Below are 17,753 nucleotides of genomic sequence, written 5' to 3'. Positions count from 1 at the left end.
GCCTCGAACGGAAACCTATCCGCCCAGCCGGTACTTCACAAAACCTTCGCCGGCATCGCCGACCGCCTCGGCTTTCAGCGCGTCGGGCTTCTTGCCGGCTGCGGCAGGCGAGGTCGGGAAGGTGACGTTGACGTTCGCCGGCAGGGGCTTCAGCGACCAGTTGTTGTCGGCGGCCGGGTTGATCGTCTTCTTCTCGATGATGAAGCGCACGATGACGTCGCGGTTGAGGTCGGGCGCCTCCAGCACCACGGTCGTCTTGGTTCCCGGGAAATTGCCGCCGCCGGAAGCGCGGTAATTATTGGTGACGACGATGAACTCGGCTTTTTCGTCCACCGGCTTGCCCTGGTAGGCAAGGTCGACGATGCGGTGCGCGTCGGGCGCCACCAGCTTGCCGTCGCCGTCGTAACGGGAGGCTTGCGTCACATCGATCTGGTAGGTGACGCCGTCGATCACGTCGAAATTGAAGGCCGGGAAGCCCTGGTTGATCAGCGGCTGCTCGTCGGTCTTGGCGAGATCGATGCGATTGAAGATGCCGGCCGATCGCTCCAGCCATTCGCGCAATTGCGCGCCGGTGACTTTCACGATCTGCACCGTGTTCGGGTAAAGATAGATGTCGGCGACGTTCTTGATCGCGATCGGCCCGGCCGGGATGTCGGTGAAGAAGGCCGGCCCGGCGCGCCCGCCCGATTTGAACGGCGCTGCGGCCGAGAGGATGGGCAGGTCCTTGTGCGGCGTCTGCGCCAGCAGCGGCCTGGCGTAGGCGATCTGCGCCTCCGCCACGATCTGCACCGACGGGTCGTCGGCGACGAGGGCGAAATAGCTGTTGATCGGGGCGCTCGTGGTGCCGACCGGCTCGCGCATATAGCTCAGCGTCGCCTCGTGGTCGGCCTTCACCGTGGCGAGCACGGCCGCTTCGACCTCCGCCTTCGGCACGATCTTGCGATCAGGCGTGCGCTCATAGATCGGCTTGGGATCGACCTTGAAGTCGGCGATGCGCCAGCGCCCGTCGCGCTTTTCGAGTTCGAGATCGACGATGCCGACATGCGAGCCCCAGAAACCGGGCTGGCAGGCCGGCTTGCCGTGCAGCGAGCCCTTCTTGTTGTCGACGCCGGGAATGCCGTCGAAGGCCTTGCCGCCGGGGAAGACGAGATGCTGGTGGCCGGTCAGGACGACGTCGATGCCGTCGAGCTTGGCGAGATGCAGCGCCGCGTTCTCCTCGCCGCCCTTGCGCTCGCCGCCGGCGATGCCGGAATGGCAGAGTGCGATGGTGAGGTCGGGATGGGCCAGCGCGATCTCCGGCAGGTACTTTTGCGCGGCGTCGACGATGTCGGTCGCCGTCACCTTGCGGTCGAGATTGCCCTTGTCCCACTGCATGATCTGCGGCGGCACGAAGCCGATCACCGCGATGTTGAGGACATGCCTCGTCCCGGCCTCGTCCTCGAAGCTCTGCTCGAAGATGCGCCAGGGCTCGACCAGCGTGCCGCCGCCAACGCGATCGACATTGGCGCAGATGATCGGGAATTCGGCGCGGGCGAGGCCGTGCTCGAGGAACTCCAGCCCGTAATTGAACTCGTGGTTGCCAAGCGTGCCGCATTGATAGGGCAGGGCGTTCATCGCGGCGATCATCGGATGGGTCTCGCCGGCCTTCAGCCCCTTCTTGTAGGCGACGAAATCGCCGAGCGAGGAGCCCTGCAGGAAGTCGCCATTGTCGAAGAGCAGGCTGTTCTTCGTCTCCGCTTGCGCCGCCTTGATCAGGTTCGCCGTCTTGGCGAGGCCGACCGTGTCGTCGGGTGCGTCGCGGAAATAATCGTAAGGCACGACATTGACATGGAGGTCGCTGGTCTCCAGCAGCCGCAGCTTGAGCTTGGTCGGAGCCTGCGCTGCGAGCGGGGTAGAAAGCGCGCCGGCTGCGGCGATGGCGGCCCCGGCCTTGAGCGTGTCACGGCGGCTGAAACGGGGGGCGCGGTCCATCATCGGCTCCTGAAGCAAGGTGCTGCGACAGACGCTAGCACCATGGCAGGACCGTGACACGGGGGAAGATGAGCCTAGCGGCTCACGCCCTCCATCCTTACCCGCCCGTCGGCACCTTCGGTCCAGGCAGCTATCGCGCCGTCCTTCAGCCGCTTCGCCTTCACCTGGAAGGCCTCGCCCGCGATCAGCGGTGCGAGTCCGCGATAGTCGAGCCGGACCGGCTCACCGCCCGACAGCGTCGCGATGATGTTCATGATCAGCGTCGCCTGGATCGGCCCGTGCACGACGAGCCCGCCATAGCCCTCGACGCCGGTGACATAGGGCTGGTCGTAATGGATGCGGTGGCTGTTGAAGGTGATCGCCGAATAGCGGAACAGCAGTACCGGGTTCGCCTCGACCGTCCAGGTCAGGTCGGCCGGACGCGGTTCGACCGGGACCGGAGCAGGCGGCGGTTCTTCGCCCGGCTTGGCCGCCTCGCGATAGACGATGTTATGGCGCTCGCGCAGCGCGATGCCGCGGGCCGTGACGAGGTCATGATCGACCGCGACGAAGCAGAGCGGACCGGTGCGGCCCTCCTTCCAGGTGACGTCGCCGATGGTCGAACGGCGGGTGACCTCGTCGCCGGTCCGCAAGGGCGCGATGGTCTCGATCCGCCCGCCGGCCCACATCCGCCGCGGCAGCTCGACCGGCGGCAGGAACTCACCCTTGGCGGCGTGTCCGTCCCGGCCGAGCGCAGCCATCGGCGAGATCGGCGGGGCGAGGCACCAATGCAAGGCGAGCGGTGCTTCGCCTGCGGCATAGGGTGCGAGATGCGGTGCAAAGGTTGCTTCATAGCTGGCGACAAGCCGCGGCGTGATCAGGTCGGAGGCAGCTTCGGTCTTGCCGATCCAGGATTTCAGATGGTCGATGTTCATTGGGCTCAATAGCTGCGTGGCATGCCGAGCACATGCTCGGCGAGATAGGACAGGATCAGGTTGGTCGAGATCGGCGCGACCTGGTAGAGCCGCGTCTCGCGGAACTTGCGCTCGATGTCGTATTCCTCGGCGAAGCCGAAGCCGCCATGGGTCTGGATACAGGCATTGGCCGCCTCGAAGGACGCATCCGCCGCGAGCAGCTTGGCCATGTTGGCCTCGGCGCCGGGATTGGCGCCAGCCTCGTAGAGCCTGATCGCCTCGCGCACCATCAGTTCGGCCGCGCGCATATTGGCGTAGGCCCTCGCGATCGGGAACTGGATGCCCTGGTTCTGGCCGATCGGCCGGCCGAAGACCTGGCGCTCTTTCGCGTAGTTCGAGGCCTTGTCGATGAACCATTTGGCGTCGCCGACGCATTCGGCCGCGATTAGGATACGCTCGGCGTTCATGCCGGAGAGGATATAGCGGAAGCCCTTGCCTTCCTCGCCGACGAGGTTGGCCGCCGGGACCTTGACGTTGTCGAAGAAGACCTCGGTGGTGGCGTGGTTCATCATCGTGCGGATCGGCCGGATGGTGAGGCCGGCCTGCAGCGCCTCGCGCATGTCGAGGATGAAGACCGAGAGCCCATCGGTGCGCTTTTGCACCTGATCGCGCGGCGTGGTGCGGGCGAGCAGCAGCATCAGGTCCGATTGCGCCGCCCGGCTGGTCCAGATCTTCTGGCCGTTGACGACGTAGTGGTCGCCCTCGCGCCGAGCGGTGGTGCGCAAGGCGGTGGTGTCGGTGCCACTGGTCGGCTCGGTGACGCCGAAGGCCTGCAACCTGAGCTCGCCCGAGGCGATCCTGGGCAGATAGCGCTGCTTCTGCTCGGCGCTGCCATGGCGCAGCACCGTGCCCATCACATACATCTGGGCGTGGCAGGCGCCGCCATTGCAGCCCTGGCGCTGGATCTCCTCCATGATCGCCGCCGCGGCCGAGAGGGTGAGGCCTGCGCCGCCATACTCCTCCGGGATCAGTGCCGAGAGGAAGCCGCTTTCGGTGAGCGCCGTCACGAACTCGGCCGGATAGGCCATCTCGCGATCGAGCTTGCGCCAGTACTCGCCCGGATAATCCGCGCACAGCTTGGCGACCGCCTCGCGGATGTCGGTGTGATTGTTGGGTGTCGTCATGCTCATCTCACGCTGATCGCGCCGCTTTCGCCGTAAACTCGCGGCGCAACGCTTCGTCATGCTCGCCGAGGCCCGGGATTGCGCGCATCGGCACGCGCTTGCCGTCCACCAGTGTCGGCGGCGCCAGCACCTCGACAGGCCCATTCGGCGTCGGAACCGGCAACGCCGTTACGGCTGGATGGTCGATCAGATCGGCGACCGTCGAGACCGTGCCAAACGCGATACGGGCTGCATCGAGCCCCGCTGCTGTCTCGGCATAGCGGCGGGTTTCGAGGATCGCCTGGATCGCTGCATCGAGGGCAGGGCGGTTGCGCACGCGCAGCACATTGCTGGCGAAGCGCGCGTCTTCCAGGAGGCTGACATCGCCGAGCACGTCGCGAGCCAGGATCTGCCATTCGCGCTCGCTCTGGATCGAGATCAGCACCTCGGCATCGGCGAGCCGGAAGACGCCATAGGGCGCGATCGAGGGATGGGCGAGGCCGAGCCGCGGTGGTTCGATGCCGCCATAGCGCCGGGTCAGATAGGGCACATTCATCAGGTCGGCGATGGTGTCGAACAGTGAGAGCTGGATGCGCGAGCCTTCGCCGGTGCGTCCGCGCCGGATCAACGCCTCAAGGATCGCGGCATAGGCGGCGTTGCCGGTGGCGATGTCGGCGATCGAGACGCCGATCCGTGTCGGACCGGAGTCAGGGCTGCCGGTGACGGCGGCAAGACCCGCTTCCGCCTGGATCAGGAGGTCATAGGCCTTGCGGGTGTAATGCGGTGTGCCGGGTGCGTAGCCGGAGATGTCGCAGGTGATCAGCTTGCGGTGTCGCTGGCGCAAAGCCTCGCTGCCGATGCCGAGACGGTCGGTCGCGCCGGGGGCAAAGTTCTGGATGAAGACGTCGGCCTCGGCGAGCATCGCCTCGACCAGAGCGAGGTCCTTCTTGTCCTTGAGGTCGACCCGGCAGGATTCCTTGCCGCGATTGATCCAGACGAAATAGGACGACAGGCCCTGCGCATAGTCGTCATAGCCACGCGAGAAATCGCCTTCCTCGCGCTCGAGCTTGATGACGCGCGCGCCGGCATCGGCGAGGCGGCAGCTCGCCATCGGAGCGGCCACCGCCTGCTCCAGCGCCACCACCAGGATTCCATCGAGAGCATTCGTCATCAGATCGCCACGCGCCGTTCATTTTGCGCGAGACACCGATGTCGCGCCCTCGAAGTCAAATAGCGTTTTGCGATGGCCGCCATAGCGCCGTCGGCTCGCTAAGCCGATGCGGCTCCATAGAAAAAGCGTCTGGCCTTCATCGCTTTATCCTACTTGTCCGGCCGGGGCGGCTATGCGCCCCTTTGATGGACACGAGGCGCCGTTCAAGAGCGCCCACTGTCGCGCGAGGTTCAGGGAGGACACTCATGAAGACGATGAAACTGGCGATTGCCGCGCTGGCGGGAACGCTGCTCGCAGGCTCGGCTCTGGCGCAGGACAAGCCGAAGGAACTGGTCGTCGGGATCGCGACCTTCCTCTCGGGTCCAGCGTCGGTCTTCGGCGTGCCCGGCCGCAATGCCGCCGATCTCCTGATCGCGGAGATCAACGCCAAGGGTGGTGTGCTCGGCGTGCCCCTGAAGCCGGTCTATGTCGACGAGGGCGCCGGCACCAACCAGCTGCTTTCCGAGTATCGCCGCGTCGTGCAGGAGCAGGGCGCGCAGGTGATGCTGGGCGCGATCTCGTCCGGCTCCTGCAACGCGCTCGCGCCGGTCGCAGAGGACCTCAAGGTCGTCAACGTGATGTGGGATTGCGGCACGCAGACCATCTTCGAGGACGGCAAGTGGAAGTATTCGGTCCGGACCCAGGCCCATGCCGGCGCCGAGATGATGGCGACGCTGCTCTACCTGATGAAGGTGAAGCCCGACTTCAAATCGGTCGCGGTCGTCAACCAGGACTATGCCTGGGGCCGTGAATCCTGGGCCCTGCTGCAGGCCGGCCTCAAGGCGCTGAAGCCCGACGTCAAGGTCGTCGCCGAGCTCTTCCCGAAATTCGGCGCGCCTGACTTCTCGACCGAGATCACGCGGCTTTCGGCGCTGCGGCCCGACGTGGTGATCTCGACCTCCTGGGGTGGCGATCTCGACACCTTCGTCCAGCAGGCGGCGGCGCGCGGCCTGCTGAAGCAGTCAACCTTCGTGCTGCCGCTGGCGGAAAGCTCGCTGGAGCGGCTCGGCAACGTCCTGCCGGAGGGCGTGATCGTCGGTTCGCGCGGCGACCATTACTGGCTGCACCCGAAATACAAGAACACGCCGGAGATGCAGGGCTTCGTCAAGGCTTACAAGGACAAGACCGGCGTCTATCCGATCTACCCGACCTTCCACATGCAGCAGGCCCTGACCGGGCTGGTGAAGGCCTATGAGAAGGCGGGCGCGGGCGGCAAATGGCCGAGCAAGGAAGAGGTCATCGCCGCCTTCGAGGGGCTGGAGTTCAAGTCGCTGACCGGCACGATCACCATCCGCCAGGACCATCAGGGGCTGGAGGACCAGCTGCTCGGCACCACCAAGCGCGTGCCGGACTATCCCTTCGCCGTCTATGACAAGATGGCGCTCTATCCCGGCAAGCTGGTGACCACGCCGCTCGGCGAGAAATCGCTCGACTGGTTCGCCAAGGTGAAGCCCGACCTCGTCACCGACAAGTCGATCGAGACCTTCGACTACGCGAAGTGAGCAGTCGGCTCAGGCTCGCGTCATTGCGAGCGCAGCGAAGCAATCCAGCGTCGCGCACTGCCCGCCCTGGATTGCTTCGTCGGCTTCGCCTCCTCGCAATGGCGGCGCCGCGCCTCGGTCAAAACCTGAAGAACGGAACGCATGCCTCCTGAAATGCTCCTCCTCGCCGCGCTCGACGGCCTCGCCTATGGCTCGCTGATCTTCCTTGTCGCGGTCGGGCTGTCGCTGATCTTTGGCGTGCTCGGCATCGTCAACGTCGCCCATGGCTCGTTCTATGCGATCGGCGCCTATGTCGCGGCGGCGGGCGTGCTCGCCATCGGCACGGCCGGGCTGCCGACCTGGCTCGCCTTCCCGACCTTGCTGATTGCGGCCGCGCTGGTCGGCATCCTCGTCGGCGGCCTCGTGGAGGTCGCGCTGCTGCGCCGCGTCTATGGCAAGGAGGAGGTGCTGCAGCTCATCGTCACCTTCGCCGTCTTCATGATCCTCGAGGACGCGCAGAAGGTCGTCTTCGGCGTGCAGCCCTATTTCGCCAACGCGCCGATGAACTGGCTCGGCACGGTCGAGGTCTTCGGCATCTTCTACACGACCTACCAGCTCGTCCTGATGCCGCTTGTCGCGCTCGCGGTGCTTCTGGGCCTGCGATTCTTCCTGCGCCGTACCAGCTTCGGCCGCGCCATCGTCGCGGTGACGCAGGATCGCGAAGCCGCGACTGCGATGGGCATCGACGCGGCGCGGGTCTACCTGATCACCTTCATCATCGGCGCCTTCCTGGCCGCGCTCGGCGGCGCGCTCGCCTCGGCCACGACGTCGCTGACCCCGGGCATCGGCGCCGGCACGCTCGTCCTCTCCTTTGCGGTCGCCGCGACCGCCGGGCTCGGCCGGATCGAGGGCGCGGCGGTGGCGGCGCTGCTGATCGGCCTCGGCCGCTCGGCCGCGGTCTATTTCGCGCCGGAATTCGACGTGCTGATCCCCTATCTCATCATGATGCTCGTGCTGCTGGTCCGTCCGCAGGGCCTGTTCTCGACCGTGCAGACGAGGAAGGTGTGATGGCGCGCCAGCTCGTCTTCGGCCTCGCGCTGATCGCGGCGCTCGCGGTCTTCCCGCTGTTCTCGCCCTGGTCGACGGTGATCCTGACCGTCGCGCTCTGTGAAGGCCTGGCGGCGCTCGGCATCATGGTGCTGCTGCGCGCCGGCCAGGTCTCCTTCGGCCACGGTCTGTTCTTCTCGTTCAGCGCCTATGCGGTCGCTTTCATGGCGGCGGCCAAGGTCGGGCACGAGGCTCTGATCCTGATCCCGGTCGGCATGGCGGCGTCGGGCCTGCTCGCGGCGATCGTCGGCCTCTTCGTCGTGCGTTACCGCGCGATCTTCTTCGGCATGCTCAACCTCGCGATCTCGATGGTGTTCTTCTCGCTGCTGGAAAAGCTCTTCTCGATCACCGGCGGCGCCGACGGCAAGCGCGTGCCGCGGCCGACCTTCGCCGGCATCGAATTCGGCCGCGAGCAGTTCGAGCTCGCGACCTTCTATGTCACGCTGGTGCTTTGCATCCTCGCCGCGCTCTTCGTCGCCCGCTACTTGCTCTCGCCCGGCGGCAAGGCGCTGGAAGCGATCAAGTCGAACGAGACCAGGCTCGAATATCTCGGCGTATCCCCGAGAAAAGTGCTCTATGGCGCCTATCTGCTCTCCGGCCTGCTGGCGGGACTGGGGGGCGCGATCATCGCGCTGGTCTCCGGCCACGTCACGCCGGAACTGGCCTATTGGGTGCGCTCGGGCGAGTTCGTCTTCATCGCGATCCTGGGCGGCATCGGCGGCGTCGCCGGTCCTTTCCTGGGCGCGCTGATGTTCCAGATCATCCGCGGCTATGCGGCGGTCTACGCGCCCGAGACCTGGCATGCCGTGCTCGGCGTCATGCTGCTGGTCATCATCTTCTTTGCGCCGGCCGGGCTCTACGGCATCGTCGCAGGCAAGGGCGGCAAGCCGCAGCGCGAGGAGGGCGGGCGATGAGCGACGTCATCCTCGAGGCGGACGACCTCCATTTGCGCTTCGGCGGCGTGCAGGCGGCGAACGGCGCCTCGCTCAAGGTCGCGGTGAACGAGCGCATCGCCATCATCGGCCCGAACGGCGCCGGCAAGACCACCTTCATCAACCTCTGCACCGGCTATCTCAAGCCGCAATCCGGGCGAGTGGTCTTCAACGGGCAGGACGTGACGCGCCTCTCGCCGCAGGCGATCACCCGCCTCGGCATCGGCCGCTCCTTCCAGATCCCGCAGCTCTTCCTCGACAACACCGTGATCGAGAACCTGCTGCTGGCGCTCTCGGCGCGCGAGGGCTCCTGGTCGCCCTTCCTCGCCATGCAGCGCCACCCCAAAGCCGAGGAGATGTGGGCGCTGCTCGACCTGGTCGGGCTGAAGGAGACCGGCAACCGCGTCGTCCGCGAACTGCCGGAAGGCATGCGCAAACTCATCGACATCGCCGTCGCACTGGCGTTCGAACCGAAGCTGATCTTCATGGACGAGCCGACCAGCGGGGTGTCCTCGACCGAGAAATTCCAAGTGATGGATACGCTGACCCGGGTGCTCGATGCCCGCGCCACCACGGCGGTCTTCGTCGAGCACGACATGGATGTGGTCGCCCGCTACGCCAATCGCGTCGCGGTCTGGACCGGCGGGCGCATCGCCCATCAGGGCACGCCGGAGGAGATTCTCAGCCATCCGCAGGTGCGCGAGACCGTGATCGGGGTGGGGGTGTAGCTCATGCTGGAAATCAGGGAGCTCTCGGCGCAGATCGAAGGCGTGCAGGTGCTGCGCCGGGCCACGCTGTCGCTGGAGGAAGGCGCGACGGTGGCTCTCATCGGCCGCAACGGCGCCGGCAAGACCAGCCTGCTGCGCGCCATCATGGGCTTCATGACAGTGACCGGCGGCGCGATAGCCTTCGACGGCAAGCCGCTCGATACGGTGAAGGCGCATGAGCGGCCGCGCCTTGGGATCGGCTATGCGCCGGAGGATCGCCGGCTGTTCTCGACCTTCACCATCGAGGAGAATATCCGCCTGCCGGCCGAGGTGATGAAGCTCGGCGAGGCCGAGATCGCAAGACGGCTGGAGCGCATCTATGCCGTGCTGCCCGAGCTCGCCGATCTGCGCCAGCGCCCGGCGGCGGGGCTCTCCGGTGGGCAGGGCAAGATGGCGGCGCTCGCCCGGGCGTTGATGGTCGGCAGCCGCGTCATCCTGCTCGACGAGCCCTTCCAGGGTCTCGCCCCGGTCCTGGCTAACCGCTATGCCGCTGCCCTGCGCGCCCTGCGCGACAGCCATCCCGACATCGCCTTGCTGATCACCGAATCCAACCCCAGTCTGCTGCGCAACTTCGCTGGCCGCGCTTATGCGATCGAGCGCGGCGAGGTCAGCGAAACGCAGTTGGCCGAAAGCTCGCTCGCCGCGGCCGGGCTGCATTGAGACAAGACGAGACGGCATCGCCGTAGACGGAGACCATCATGACCCAGCACTTCATCAACGGCCGGCATGTCGCCGGCCGCACCGGCGAGACCATGGCGGTGCTCGCACCGGCGACCGGCGAGGAGTTCACCCGGATCGCCTGCGGCACTGCCGAGGATATCGACGATGCAGTGCGAGCGGCCCGCGCCGCTTATGAGGGCGCCTGGGGCAGGCTCACCGCCGCCGAGCGCGGTCGCCTGATCTCCAAGCTCGCCCTCAAGGTCCAGGATCATTTCGAGGAGCTGGCGCGGATTGAGGCGCAGGACACCGGCAAGCCGATGGCGCAGGCCAGGGCCGATATCGAGGCGACGGTGCGCTATTTCGAGTTCTATGGTGGCGCCGCCGACAAGGTGCATGGCCACATCATCCCGTTTCTCAACGGCTACAGCGTCAACGTCGTGCACGAGCCCTATGGCGTCACCGGCCATATCCTGCCCTGGAACTACCCGGCGCAGATGTTCGGCCGCTCGCTCACCGCTTCGCTGGCCATGGGCAATGCCGTGGTGCTGAAGCCGGCCGAGGACGCCTGCCAGACGGCGCTGCGCCTCGCCGAGCTCGCCAGCGAGGTCGGCTTTCCCGACGGCGCGATCAACATCGTCACCGGCCGCGGCCATGAGGCGGGCGAAGCGCTCTGCCGCAATCCCGGCGTCGGCTTCATCTCCTTCACCGGCTCGCCCCAGGTCGGCCAGATCATCCAGAAAGCCTGCGCCGACAACTTCATCACCTGCACGCTCGAACTCGGCGGCAAGTCGCCGCAGATCGTCTTCGACGACGCCGATTTCGACGCGGCCGTGCCGATCGTCTGCAAGGCGATCGTCCAGAACACCGGCCAGACCTGCTCGGCCGGCAGCCGCGTGCTGGTGCAGAAGAATATCTATGATGACTTCGTCGGCGCCGTCGCCAGGCAGTTCGCCAAGCTGCGCGCCGGCACACCCGAGATGGACCTCGACTGCGGCCCGGTGATCAACGCCAAGCAGCGTGGCCGGGTGCAGAGCTTCGTCGACCAGGCCCGCGAGCAGGGCATCCCGGTCCTCGCCGAAGGTGCGATCGCCCAGGGCGTGCCCAATGGCGGCTTCTATGTGACGCCGACCCTGTTCGGTCAGGTGCCGCGCGGCAACCGGCTGGAGCAGGAGGAGGTGTTCGGGCCGGTGCTCGCCGCCTTCGCCTTCGATGATGAGGAGGATGCGGTGAAGCTCGCCAATTCCACCGCCTACGGCCTCGTCGCCGGTGTCTGGACCAACAATGGCGGGCGCCAGCAGCGTGTCGCCAAGCGGGTCAGGGCCGGGCAGGTCTTCATCAACGGCTATGGCGCCGGCGGCGGCATCGAACTGCCCTTCGGCGGCACCGGCAGGAGCGGCCATGGCCGCGAGAAGGGCTTCATGGCGCTGGAGGAGTTCGCCGTCGCCAAGACGATCGTGCACAAGCACGGGTGAAGTGGAACGAGTAGATCGCGGCCAGGTTGCTATTCGAACGGAGTAGCTTTGGATCGCAGGGGAATGGGTCTTGCGCCCGGCAGCGGGCGCAACCAATGATTTGTCATGGGCATGCGGCCGGCAGGCGATACCGTCGAGATTCTGGAGAAGCTACTCGCGCCCTTGCCGGGCCGGCGCATCCTCGACATCGGCTGCGGCAGGGGCAACCTGCTGCAGGCGCTGACCGAGCGTGGCGCCAGCGTCGTCGGCCTTGATCCGGACGAGGCGATGCTGGAGGTCGCACAACAACGCGTGCCCAAGGCGGCGCTGAAACACGGCTGCGCACAGCTCTTGCCCTGGGGCGATGCCAGCATGCACGCCGCGATCTTTCTTAACAGCCTGCATCATGTCCCGGTGCCGGACATGCTGCTGGCGCTGGAGGAGGCGGCACGCGTCGTCGGCAGGGGCGGCAGTGTCGTCGTCATCGAGCCCTTGTCGGAAGGCTCCTTCTTCGATGCCTTGCGCCTGATCGAGGACGAGACCGAGGTGAGGCACGCGGCACAGGATGCGATCGTCCGCGCGATGCGCCGCGGCATCGTCAGTGAGAGCCGGCGGATCGAATATGATCGCATCGAGACGTTTCCCGATGCGGCCGCCTTCATGGCGCGCGCCGTCGCGGCCGACCCCTCGCGGGAAGAGCGGGCAGAGGCGGCGCGCGGCAAGCTGCTGGCGCGTTTCGAGGCGCTGTCGGAGCATGAGGACGGTGGCTACGTCCTGCATCAGCCAATCAGGCTGCATCATCTCAAGGTGCCGGTCGGGCCGAAGCCATCTGTCAATCCCGGGCTGTTTGGCTGACGGGCAGCGTTCGCGGGTCCTTGACGCGTCCCGGCCATTCGCCGGTGATGCCCGGCTGGACTGGCCGCTCCAGATAGGTCGAGAGCACGACATAGCTGCGCGTCGCCGTGACACCGGGCACATCGTAGATCTTGGCCAGCAGGCCTTCGAGCGCATGGGTGCTCTGCGTGCGCACCTTCAGCATCATGCAGGTGTCGCCGGCGACCGAATGGATCTCCTCGACTTCGGGATGGGCCTCGATCGCCAGCAGCGTCGTCGTCTTGCCCCAGCCGGTGGTGTCGACATGGACGAAGGCGAGCAATGTCTTGCCGGTCGCCTCCGGCTCGATCAGCGCCGCGACCCGTTTGATCGCGCCGCAGCGCCGCAGCCGCTTGACCCGCTCATGTGCCGCCGGCGGCGACAGGCCGACGCGTTCGCCGAGATCGGCGTAGCTGATCGTCGCATCCTCGACCAGAACGCCTAACAGCTTTCGGTCCATCGCATCGAGTTCACGCTCGGACCCGCGGCTGCGCCGAACGCCATCTGTTTTTTCAAGCATTCGTTGATCTCCGATTGATCCAGAATTTCATTCGGTCATTCTGTCGAAATGACGAATGAAAATCAAACAATGTCGGAAACGCTCCGGATTCCCTCGGCAGCCTATGCGCTCTGCCTGTGCATCGGGCTCGTCGGGGCGAACTCTTTAGCGCTGGGGCCGATCGCGCCGCGCGTGGCGGAGAGCTTCGCCGTCGGCGTGCCGGCGGTGATGATGGCCTCCGCCGCCTTCGGCATCGGCACGGCAGCGAGCGCCTTGCTGCTCGCCGGCTTGATCGACCGCTTCGGCGCGGGCCGCATGCTGCGCTATGCCCTGCTTGCTTTCCTCGCTGCGCTTGCGGCGAGCGGGGCGGCGCCGGTTCTGCCGGCCTTCGTCGGCGCGCAGTTGCTGGCGGGGATTGCAGCGGGTCTCGCACTGCCGTCGATCTATACGCTCGCTGCGCTAGCGGCGCCTGCCGGCCGGGAGAGTGACACGCTCGGCATCGTCCTGTTCGGCTGGACGCTGAGCATGGTCGCCGGCGTCTCGCTCTCGGCTGTGATCGCCGACCTCCTGGGCTGGCGCATGGTCTACGCCATTGTCGTCGTCGCTGGTCTCGCCGCCATGGCCGGAACCACGAAGCTGACCGCCGCCGGCACCGTGACCGGCCGCGCCGCGCCGTCGCCGCTCTCGGCCCTGCGCGTTCCCGGCATCGCGCCGCTGCTGCTCGCCTGCGCTGCCTTCATGGCCTCGTTCTATGGCGTCTACGCCTATGTCGGCGACCATCTGCATCGCGGGCTCGGCCTGCCGGTCAGCGCCGGTGGCTTGCTCGCTCTGTGTTACGGCCTCGGCTTCGGGGCGACGACCTTCCTAGACCGCTGGATCGACCGCCTCGGTCCGGCCCGCCTGCTGCCGGTGTTCTTCGCCGTGGTCGGCGGCGTCTACCTGGTGATGAGCCTGGTTGCTGCGTCCTATCCCGCACTGCTTGCCGTGGTGTTCTTCTGGGGCATGGCCAACCATGCCGGGCTGAACGTTCTGATCCTCCGGCTGGGTGCGCTCGATCCCTCCCGCCGCGGCGCGATCATGGGCCTCAACAGCAGCGTGACCTATCTCGCGCTCTTCGCCGGGACGACCGGCTTCGGGCCGCTCTATGCCAGCGCCGGCTTTCCGGCACTTGCCGGATTGGCGGTCGCGCTGATGCTGGTGGCGGCGCTCGCCGCCGCGCTCGCGCCTCATGCTGCAGTGGTGAGCGACCAGCCCGCAGCCTGAGCCCTACATCTGGATGACGTGCCGGATCGTCCGGCCCTCGTTCAGCGCGTCGAAGCCTTCATTGATGCCTTCGAGCGGGCTCGAGCTGGTCCAGAGCTTGTCGACCGGCATCCGGCCGCGTTGGTAAAGGTCGATGAAGCGCGGGATATCGCGCACCGGGATGCAGGAGCCGACATAGGAGCCCTTCAGCGTCCGCTCCTCGCCGACGAGGCGGACCGGCGCCAGCGCCATGGTGTGGGCAGGGTTGGCGAGGCCGGCGGTGGTCGTCGTGCCGCCGCGACGCGTAACCTGATAGGCGAGCTCCAGCGCCTTCACCGAGCCGGCCATCTCCAATCCGTGGTCGACGCCGCCCTTGGTCGTGGCGCGGATCGCCTCGACCACATCGGGCGCGCCTGCGTTGAAGGTGTCGGTCGCGCCGAGCTCGCGAGCGATCCGGAGCTTCTCGTCCGACAGGTCGACCGCGATGACACGGGCGGCGCCACAGGCGGCGGCCCCGAGCAAAGCGGAGAGGCCAACGCCGCCGAGACCGACGACAGCGACTGTTTCACCAGCCCGCACCTTCGCCGTGTTCACCGCGGCACCGACGCCGGTGAGTACAGCGCAGCCGAACAGCGCCGCGATCTCGTGCGGGATGTCGGCCTCGATCTTCACCAGCGAATGGCGCGACATCACCGCATGCTCGGCGAAGGCGGAGACGCCGACATGGTGGTGCACCGGCTTGCCGTTCTGTGATAGCCGGCGCCCGCCCGCCATCAGCTCGCCGACGCCATTGGCGGCATTGCCGGGCTCGCACAAAGCAGGGCGCCCTTCGCTGCACGGCGCGCAATGGCCGCAGGAAGGGACGAAGACCATGACGACGCGGTCGCCCTTCCTGAGGTCGGTGACGCCGGGGCCGACCTCCTCGACCTCGCCGGCGGCTTCATGGCCGAGCACCATCGGCACTGGGCGCGGCCGGTTGCCGTCGATCACCGAAAGATCGGAATGGCAGAGACCCGCGGCGCGGACCCTGACCAGCACCTCGCCCATGCTGGGCGGCGCGAGCTCGACCTCCTCGATCAGGAGCGGCTTCGACTGCGCATAGGGCGCGGTGACGGGGCTGGCGTGCAGGACGGCGGCGCGGGTCTTCAAGGCGTATCCTCGTGAGCTGATTTGCGGGCAAGTGTTCGGCTCGCCGCGCCGCCTGTCAAAGACGAAATCCCGATCAGCCGTATAAGGCCGGCGGATCGCTCTCGTCGCCAAGCGTCGCGGTCCAGCTCTCCTCGGTGACGAGGCCGCGCAGGATCTCCCAGGAGAGCTGGCCGATGGCGCGGGCCGCGGCCGTCATCGGCCGCTCGGTCGAATAGGCGAGATAGACCTTGCGATAGAGCGAGGGCTCTTCGATCGGCCAGGTCCGGAAGATCCCGGCCTTCTCCTGTGCCCTGACCGCCATGCGCGGCAGGATGCCATAACCGAGGCCGCGTTCGGCCAGGCGCTTGATCTGCGCATAGGATTCGATCTCGACCGCGGCATGAACGGTGGCGTTGATGCCGGCCGCAGCCTCGTCGATCTGGTCGCGCAGGCCATGGCCCGGCCCGGGCAGGATCAGGTCGAGCCCGGCGGCTTGCGTCAGCGTCACCGCCTTGCCGGGCGGAGTTTCGAGCGCCGTCAGCACCGGCACGCCGAACAGGCAAAGCTCCTCGGTCAGGATGTGGTGGATGCCGAGGCCCTTCGGGTCCGAGGTCGAGTAGATCACCGCAAGATCGACCTCGCCCTTGCGCAGCCAGTCGAGCACGAAGCCGCTCATCGCCTCGGCGATGCGGATACGCACATCCGGATAGCGCTCCTGCGTCGCCTCGATCAGCGGCACGCTGAACTGCTCGCTGACCGTGCCGGGCAGGCCGATGCGGACCTCACCGGCCGGCGCCGCCTGCTCGCCGCGCACGCTGTCGCGCAGTTCGGCGAACTCGGCGAGGATGATGCGGGCTTTCGTGAGCAGGCGCTCGCCCGCCTCGGTCGGCTGGACGCCGCGGGTGCCGCGGTGCAGCAGGGCGACGCCGAGCTCGTCCTCCATATGGCGCAGATGCTGGCTCAGCGCCGGCTGCGCCACCCTGAGCTTGAGTGCTGCCTTGGAGAACGAGCCCTGTTCGACGATGGCCGTGAAATAGCGCAACTGGCGCAGATCCATCGCCGCCTGATCCCCCGATTCTTCTGTTTCGCCGCCGTCCCGCAGGGCGGCAGCTTTCGCTTATGCAGACTAGAGCTAAGCCTTATTGGCCGTCCACTCCGCAGGCGTGCATCTTTCCCCTCCCGGCAAGGCCTGACGGGAACGTCAGGCCTCCCGCGCGAAGAAGACGGCGCCCGACGCCGCTCCCTTTTGTCCCGGAGGAACGCCATGTCGAAGCTGCTCATTCCACCCACCAGCCGCCGAAGCTTCCTCTCCGGCGCGGCAGCGCTCGCCGCCGGTGCGGCCTTGCCGGGCAGCGCTTCCGCCAAGGCTCCACTCGCGAACAGCCAGGTGCCCTATTACTACCGTTTCGCGCTTGGCCAGGCCGAGGTGACGGTCGTTTCCGATGGGCCGCTGCCGCTCGGCGATCCCGGCTCCAGCTTCCTCGGCCTGCCGAAGGAACAGGTCTACGGCCTGCTCGAGACGAACTTCCTGCCTAAGGACAATGTCGTGCTCGAGCAGAACATCCCGATCGTCAATTTCGGCGACCGGCTGGTGATGTTCGACACCGGCATGGGCTTCTCCAAGGCTTTTGGCCCGACGACCGGTCGGCTGCTCAAGAGCATGCAGGAAGCCGGCATCGACCCGGCCGCGATCGACGCCATCGTCTGCAGCCACGCCCATATCGACCATACCGGCGGCATCTGCTCGGCCGAGGGCAAGCCGAACTTCCCGAACGCGCAGATCTATATCAGCCAGGTCGACCATGATTACTGGCTCGAGGATGCCAGGCTCGGCACACCGTTCAAGGCCTTCGGCGAGCATGCCCGCGCCAACTTAAGGCCGGTGCGCGACCGCATCGTCTTCTTCAAGGACGGGCAGGAGTTCCTGCCGGGCATCACCGCGATCTCGGCGCCGGGGCACAGCCCCGGCCACACCATCTTCAACGTCTCCTCGGGCGGAAAGTCGTTCACCTTCCTCGGCGATTTGACCCATCACCCGGTGCTGCTGACCGAGAATCCGCGGGTCGAATTCGCCTATGACTACGATCCCAAGCAGTCGGTGCAGTCGCGGGTGAAGCTGCTCACCATGCTGGCCGAGCAGAAGACGCCGGTGATGTCCTATCACTTCGCCTGGCCGGGCTTCGGCAACCTTGCCAAGGCCGGCGATGGTTTCCGATACTACCCAGCGCCGATGCAGATGCTGCGCGGCTGAGCCGGTCCTCCCCCAGGCTCAGTCTGTGCGGCGGCCATGGGTGCCTGGGCGCGGCCCCGGGCACCCATGGCCACAACTCTTTCGACGCCACGGCGTCGGACAACCGGCGTCAGATCAGCTCGGGA

16 protein-coding genes are annotated in these 17,753 nt (G+C 66.8%); 9 read left to right on the top strand and 7 right to left on the bottom strand.

What is annotated here, in order from left to right; translation table 11 throughout:
* Positions 1 to 15: 15 nt before the first annotated feature.
* The 4 genes from BLM15_RS13800 to BLM15_RS13785 all read right to left on the bottom strand — a co-directional run bounded on the left by BLM15_RS13800 (position 16) and on the right by BLM15_RS13785 (position 5,198).
* The gene (locus BLM15_RS13800; RefSeq protein WP_126113295.1) at positions 16 to 1,971 is read right to left on the bottom strand and encodes a bifunctional 2',3'-cyclic-nucleotide 2'-phosphodiesterase/3'-nucleotidase; all 1,956 of its coding nucleotides are present in this window, start codon (positions 1,969 to 1,971) and stop codon (positions 16 to 18) included.
* A 74-nt stretch (positions 1,972 to 2,045) separates the two neighbouring features.
* The gene (locus tag BLM15_RS13795; protein ID WP_126113294.1) at positions 2,046 to 2,885 is read right to left on the bottom strand and encodes an HTD2 family dehydratase; all 840 of its coding nucleotides are present in this window, start codon (positions 2,883 to 2,885) and stop codon (positions 2,046 to 2,048) included.
* A gap of 5 nt (positions 2,886 to 2,890) precedes the next feature.
* The gene (locus BLM15_RS13790) at positions 2,891 to 4,048 is read right to left on the bottom strand and encodes an acyl-CoA dehydrogenase family protein (RefSeq protein WP_126113293.1); all 1,158 of its coding nucleotides are present in this window, start codon (positions 4,046 to 4,048) and stop codon (positions 2,891 to 2,893) included.
* A gap of 7 nt (positions 4,049 to 4,055) precedes the next feature.
* Entirely contained in the window at positions 4,056 to 5,198 is a 1,143-nt protein-coding gene (locus BLM15_RS13785; protein ID WP_126113292.1) for a CaiB/BaiF CoA transferase family protein, read from the bottom strand.
* A gap of 245 nt (positions 5,199 to 5,443) precedes the next feature.
* Between BLM15_RS13785 and BLM15_RS13780 the strand changes: the two genes are divergently transcribed.
* The 7 genes from BLM15_RS13780 to BLM15_RS13750 all read left to right on the top strand — a co-directional run bounded on the left by BLM15_RS13780 (position 5,444) and on the right by BLM15_RS13750 (position 12,490).
* Complete coding sequence (locus BLM15_RS13780; protein ID WP_126113291.1) at positions 5,444 to 6,739, top strand: ABC transporter substrate-binding protein; 1,296 nt, start codon at positions 5,444 to 5,446, stop codon at positions 6,737 to 6,739.
* A gap of 141 nt (positions 6,740 to 6,880) precedes the next feature.
* Complete coding sequence (locus BLM15_RS13775; protein WP_126113290.1) at positions 6,881 to 7,786, top strand: branched-chain amino acid ABC transporter permease; 906 nt, start codon at positions 6,881 to 6,883, stop codon at positions 7,784 to 7,786.
* Positions 7,786 to 8,739 carry a branched-chain amino acid ABC transporter permease gene (locus BLM15_RS13770; RefSeq protein WP_126113289.1) on the top strand — a complete coding sequence of 318 codons (954 nt, stop codon included), beginning with the start codon at positions 7,786 to 7,788 and terminating at the stop codon, positions 8,737 to 8,739. Before BLM15_RS13775 ends, BLM15_RS13770 begins: the two co-directional genes overlap by 1 nt.
* Positions 8,736 to 9,485, top strand: coding sequence for an ABC transporter ATP-binding protein (locus BLM15_RS13765; RefSeq protein WP_126113288.1), 750 nt, complete (start codon positions 8,736 to 8,738; stop codon positions 9,483 to 9,485). Before BLM15_RS13770 ends, BLM15_RS13765 begins: the two co-directional genes overlap by 4 nt.
* A 3-nt stretch (positions 9,486 to 9,488) precedes the next feature.
* A complete protein-coding gene (locus tag BLM15_RS13760; protein ID WP_126113287.1) occupies positions 9,489 to 10,184 on the top strand; it encodes an ABC transporter ATP-binding protein in 696 nt (231 codons plus the stop codon).
* 38 nt (positions 10,185 to 10,222) lie between these two features.
* A complete protein-coding gene (locus BLM15_RS13755) occupies positions 10,223 to 11,656 on the top strand; it encodes an aldehyde dehydrogenase family protein (RefSeq protein ID WP_126113286.1) in 1,434 nt (477 codons plus the stop codon).
* Between the two features lie 105 nt (positions 11,657 to 11,761).
* The gene (locus tag BLM15_RS13750) at positions 11,762 to 12,490 is read left to right on the top strand and encodes a class I SAM-dependent methyltransferase (protein WP_126113285.1); all 729 of its coding nucleotides are present in this window, start codon (positions 11,762 to 11,764) and stop codon (positions 12,488 to 12,490) included.
* Here the strand turns inward: BLM15_RS13750 and BLM15_RS13745 are convergent.
* Positions 12,468 to 13,028, bottom strand: a complete 561-nt coding sequence (locus tag BLM15_RS13745) for an Lrp/AsnC family transcriptional regulator (RefSeq protein ID WP_126113284.1) — start codon at positions 13,026 to 13,028, stop codon at positions 12,468 to 12,470. The two genes, BLM15_RS13750 and BLM15_RS13745, sit on opposite strands and share 23 nt — an antisense overlap.
* A gap of 48 nt (positions 13,029 to 13,076) precedes the next feature.
* On the opposite strand from BLM15_RS13745, the gene BLM15_RS13740 reads away from it, so the two are divergent.
* Positions 13,077 to 14,270 (top strand): MFS transporter, encoded by a 1,194-nt coding sequence (locus tag BLM15_RS13740; RefSeq protein ID WP_126113283.1) that lies wholly within the window; start codon positions 13,077 to 13,079, stop codon positions 14,268 to 14,270.
* Between the two features lie 3 nt (positions 14,271 to 14,273).
* Here BLM15_RS13740 and BLM15_RS13735 read toward each other — a convergent pair whose 3' ends face one another.
* Together BLM15_RS13735 and BLM15_RS13730 are read right to left on the bottom strand one after the other, a co-directional pair.
* Positions 14,274 to 15,398, bottom strand: a complete 1,125-nt coding sequence (locus tag BLM15_RS13735; protein ID WP_126113282.1) for a zinc-dependent alcohol dehydrogenase family protein — start codon at positions 15,396 to 15,398, stop codon at positions 14,274 to 14,276.
* Positions 15,399 to 15,471: 73 nt separating this feature from the next.
* Positions 15,472 to 16,434, bottom strand: coding sequence for a LysR family transcriptional regulator (locus BLM15_RS13730; RefSeq protein WP_126113281.1), 963 nt, complete (start codon positions 16,432 to 16,434; stop codon positions 15,472 to 15,474).
* Between the two features lie 207 nt (positions 16,435 to 16,641).
* On the opposite strand from BLM15_RS13730, the gene BLM15_RS13725 reads away from it, so the two are divergent.
* The gene (locus tag BLM15_RS13725) at positions 16,642 to 17,628 is read left to right on the top strand and encodes an MBL fold metallo-hydrolase (RefSeq protein WP_126113280.1); all 987 of its coding nucleotides are present in this window, start codon (positions 16,642 to 16,644) and stop codon (positions 17,626 to 17,628) included.
* The last annotated feature ends 125 nt before the right edge of the window (positions 17,629 to 17,753 follow it).

Source organism: Bosea sp. Tri-49 (assembly GCF_003952665.1).
GTDB lineage: Bacteria > Pseudomonadota > Alphaproteobacteria > Rhizobiales > Beijerinckiaceae > Allobosea.
The sequence above is the reverse complement of the archived record's forward strand: the minus strand, read 5'-3'. Positions and strand labels throughout refer to the sequence as shown.

Bases quoted from the DNA above. Each gene is read 5' to 3' on its own strand.
- BLM15_RS13800 (WP_126113295.1), bottom strand. From the start codon at position 1,971: ATGGACCGCGCCCCCCGTTTCAGCCGCCGTGACACGCTCAAGGCCGGG.
- BLM15_RS13795 (WP_126113294.1), bottom strand. From the start codon at position 2,885: ATGAACATCGACCATCTGAAATCCTGGATCGGCAAGACCGAAGCTGCC.
- BLM15_RS13790 (WP_126113293.1), bottom strand. From the start codon at position 4,048: ATGACGACACCCAACAATCACACCGACATCCGCGAGGCGGTCGCCAAG.
- BLM15_RS13785 (WP_126113292.1), bottom strand. From the start codon at position 5,198: ATGACGAATGCTCTCGATGGAATCCTGGTGGTGGCGCTGGAGCAGGCG.
- BLM15_RS13780 (WP_126113291.1), top strand. From the start codon at position 5,444: ATGAAGACGATGAAACTGGCGATTGCCGCGCTGGCGGGAACGCTGCTC.
- BLM15_RS13775 (WP_126113290.1), top strand. From the start codon at position 6,881: ATGCCTCCTGAAATGCTCCTCCTCGCCGCGCTCGACGGCCTCGCCTAT.
- BLM15_RS13770 (WP_126113289.1), top strand. From the start codon at position 7,786: ATGGCGCGCCAGCTCGTCTTCGGCCTCGCGCTGATCGCGGCGCTCGCG.
- BLM15_RS13765 (WP_126113288.1), top strand. From the start codon at position 8,736: ATGAGCGACGTCATCCTCGAGGCGGACGACCTCCATTTGCGCTTCGGC.
- BLM15_RS13760 (WP_126113287.1), top strand. From the start codon at position 9,489: ATGCTGGAAATCAGGGAGCTCTCGGCGCAGATCGAAGGCGTGCAGGTG.
- BLM15_RS13755 (WP_126113286.1), top strand. From the start codon at position 10,223: ATGACCCAGCACTTCATCAACGGCCGGCATGTCGCCGGCCGCACCGGC.
- BLM15_RS13750 (WP_126113285.1), top strand. From the start codon at position 11,762: ATGGGCATGCGGCCGGCAGGCGATACCGTCGAGATTCTGGAGAAGCTA.
- BLM15_RS13745 (WP_126113284.1), bottom strand. From the start codon at position 13,028: ATGCTTGAAAAAACAGATGGCGTTCGGCGCAGCCGCGGGTCCGAGCGT.
- BLM15_RS13740 (WP_126113283.1), top strand. From the start codon at position 13,077: ATGACGAATGAAAATCAAACAATGTCGGAAACGCTCCGGATTCCCTCG.
- BLM15_RS13730 (WP_126113281.1), bottom strand. From the start codon at position 16,434: ATGGATCTGCGCCAGTTGCGCTATTTCACGGCCATCGTCGAACAGGGC.
- BLM15_RS13725 (WP_126113280.1), top strand. From the start codon at position 16,642: ATGTCGAAGCTGCTCATTCCACCCACCAGCCGCCGAAGCTTCCTCTCC.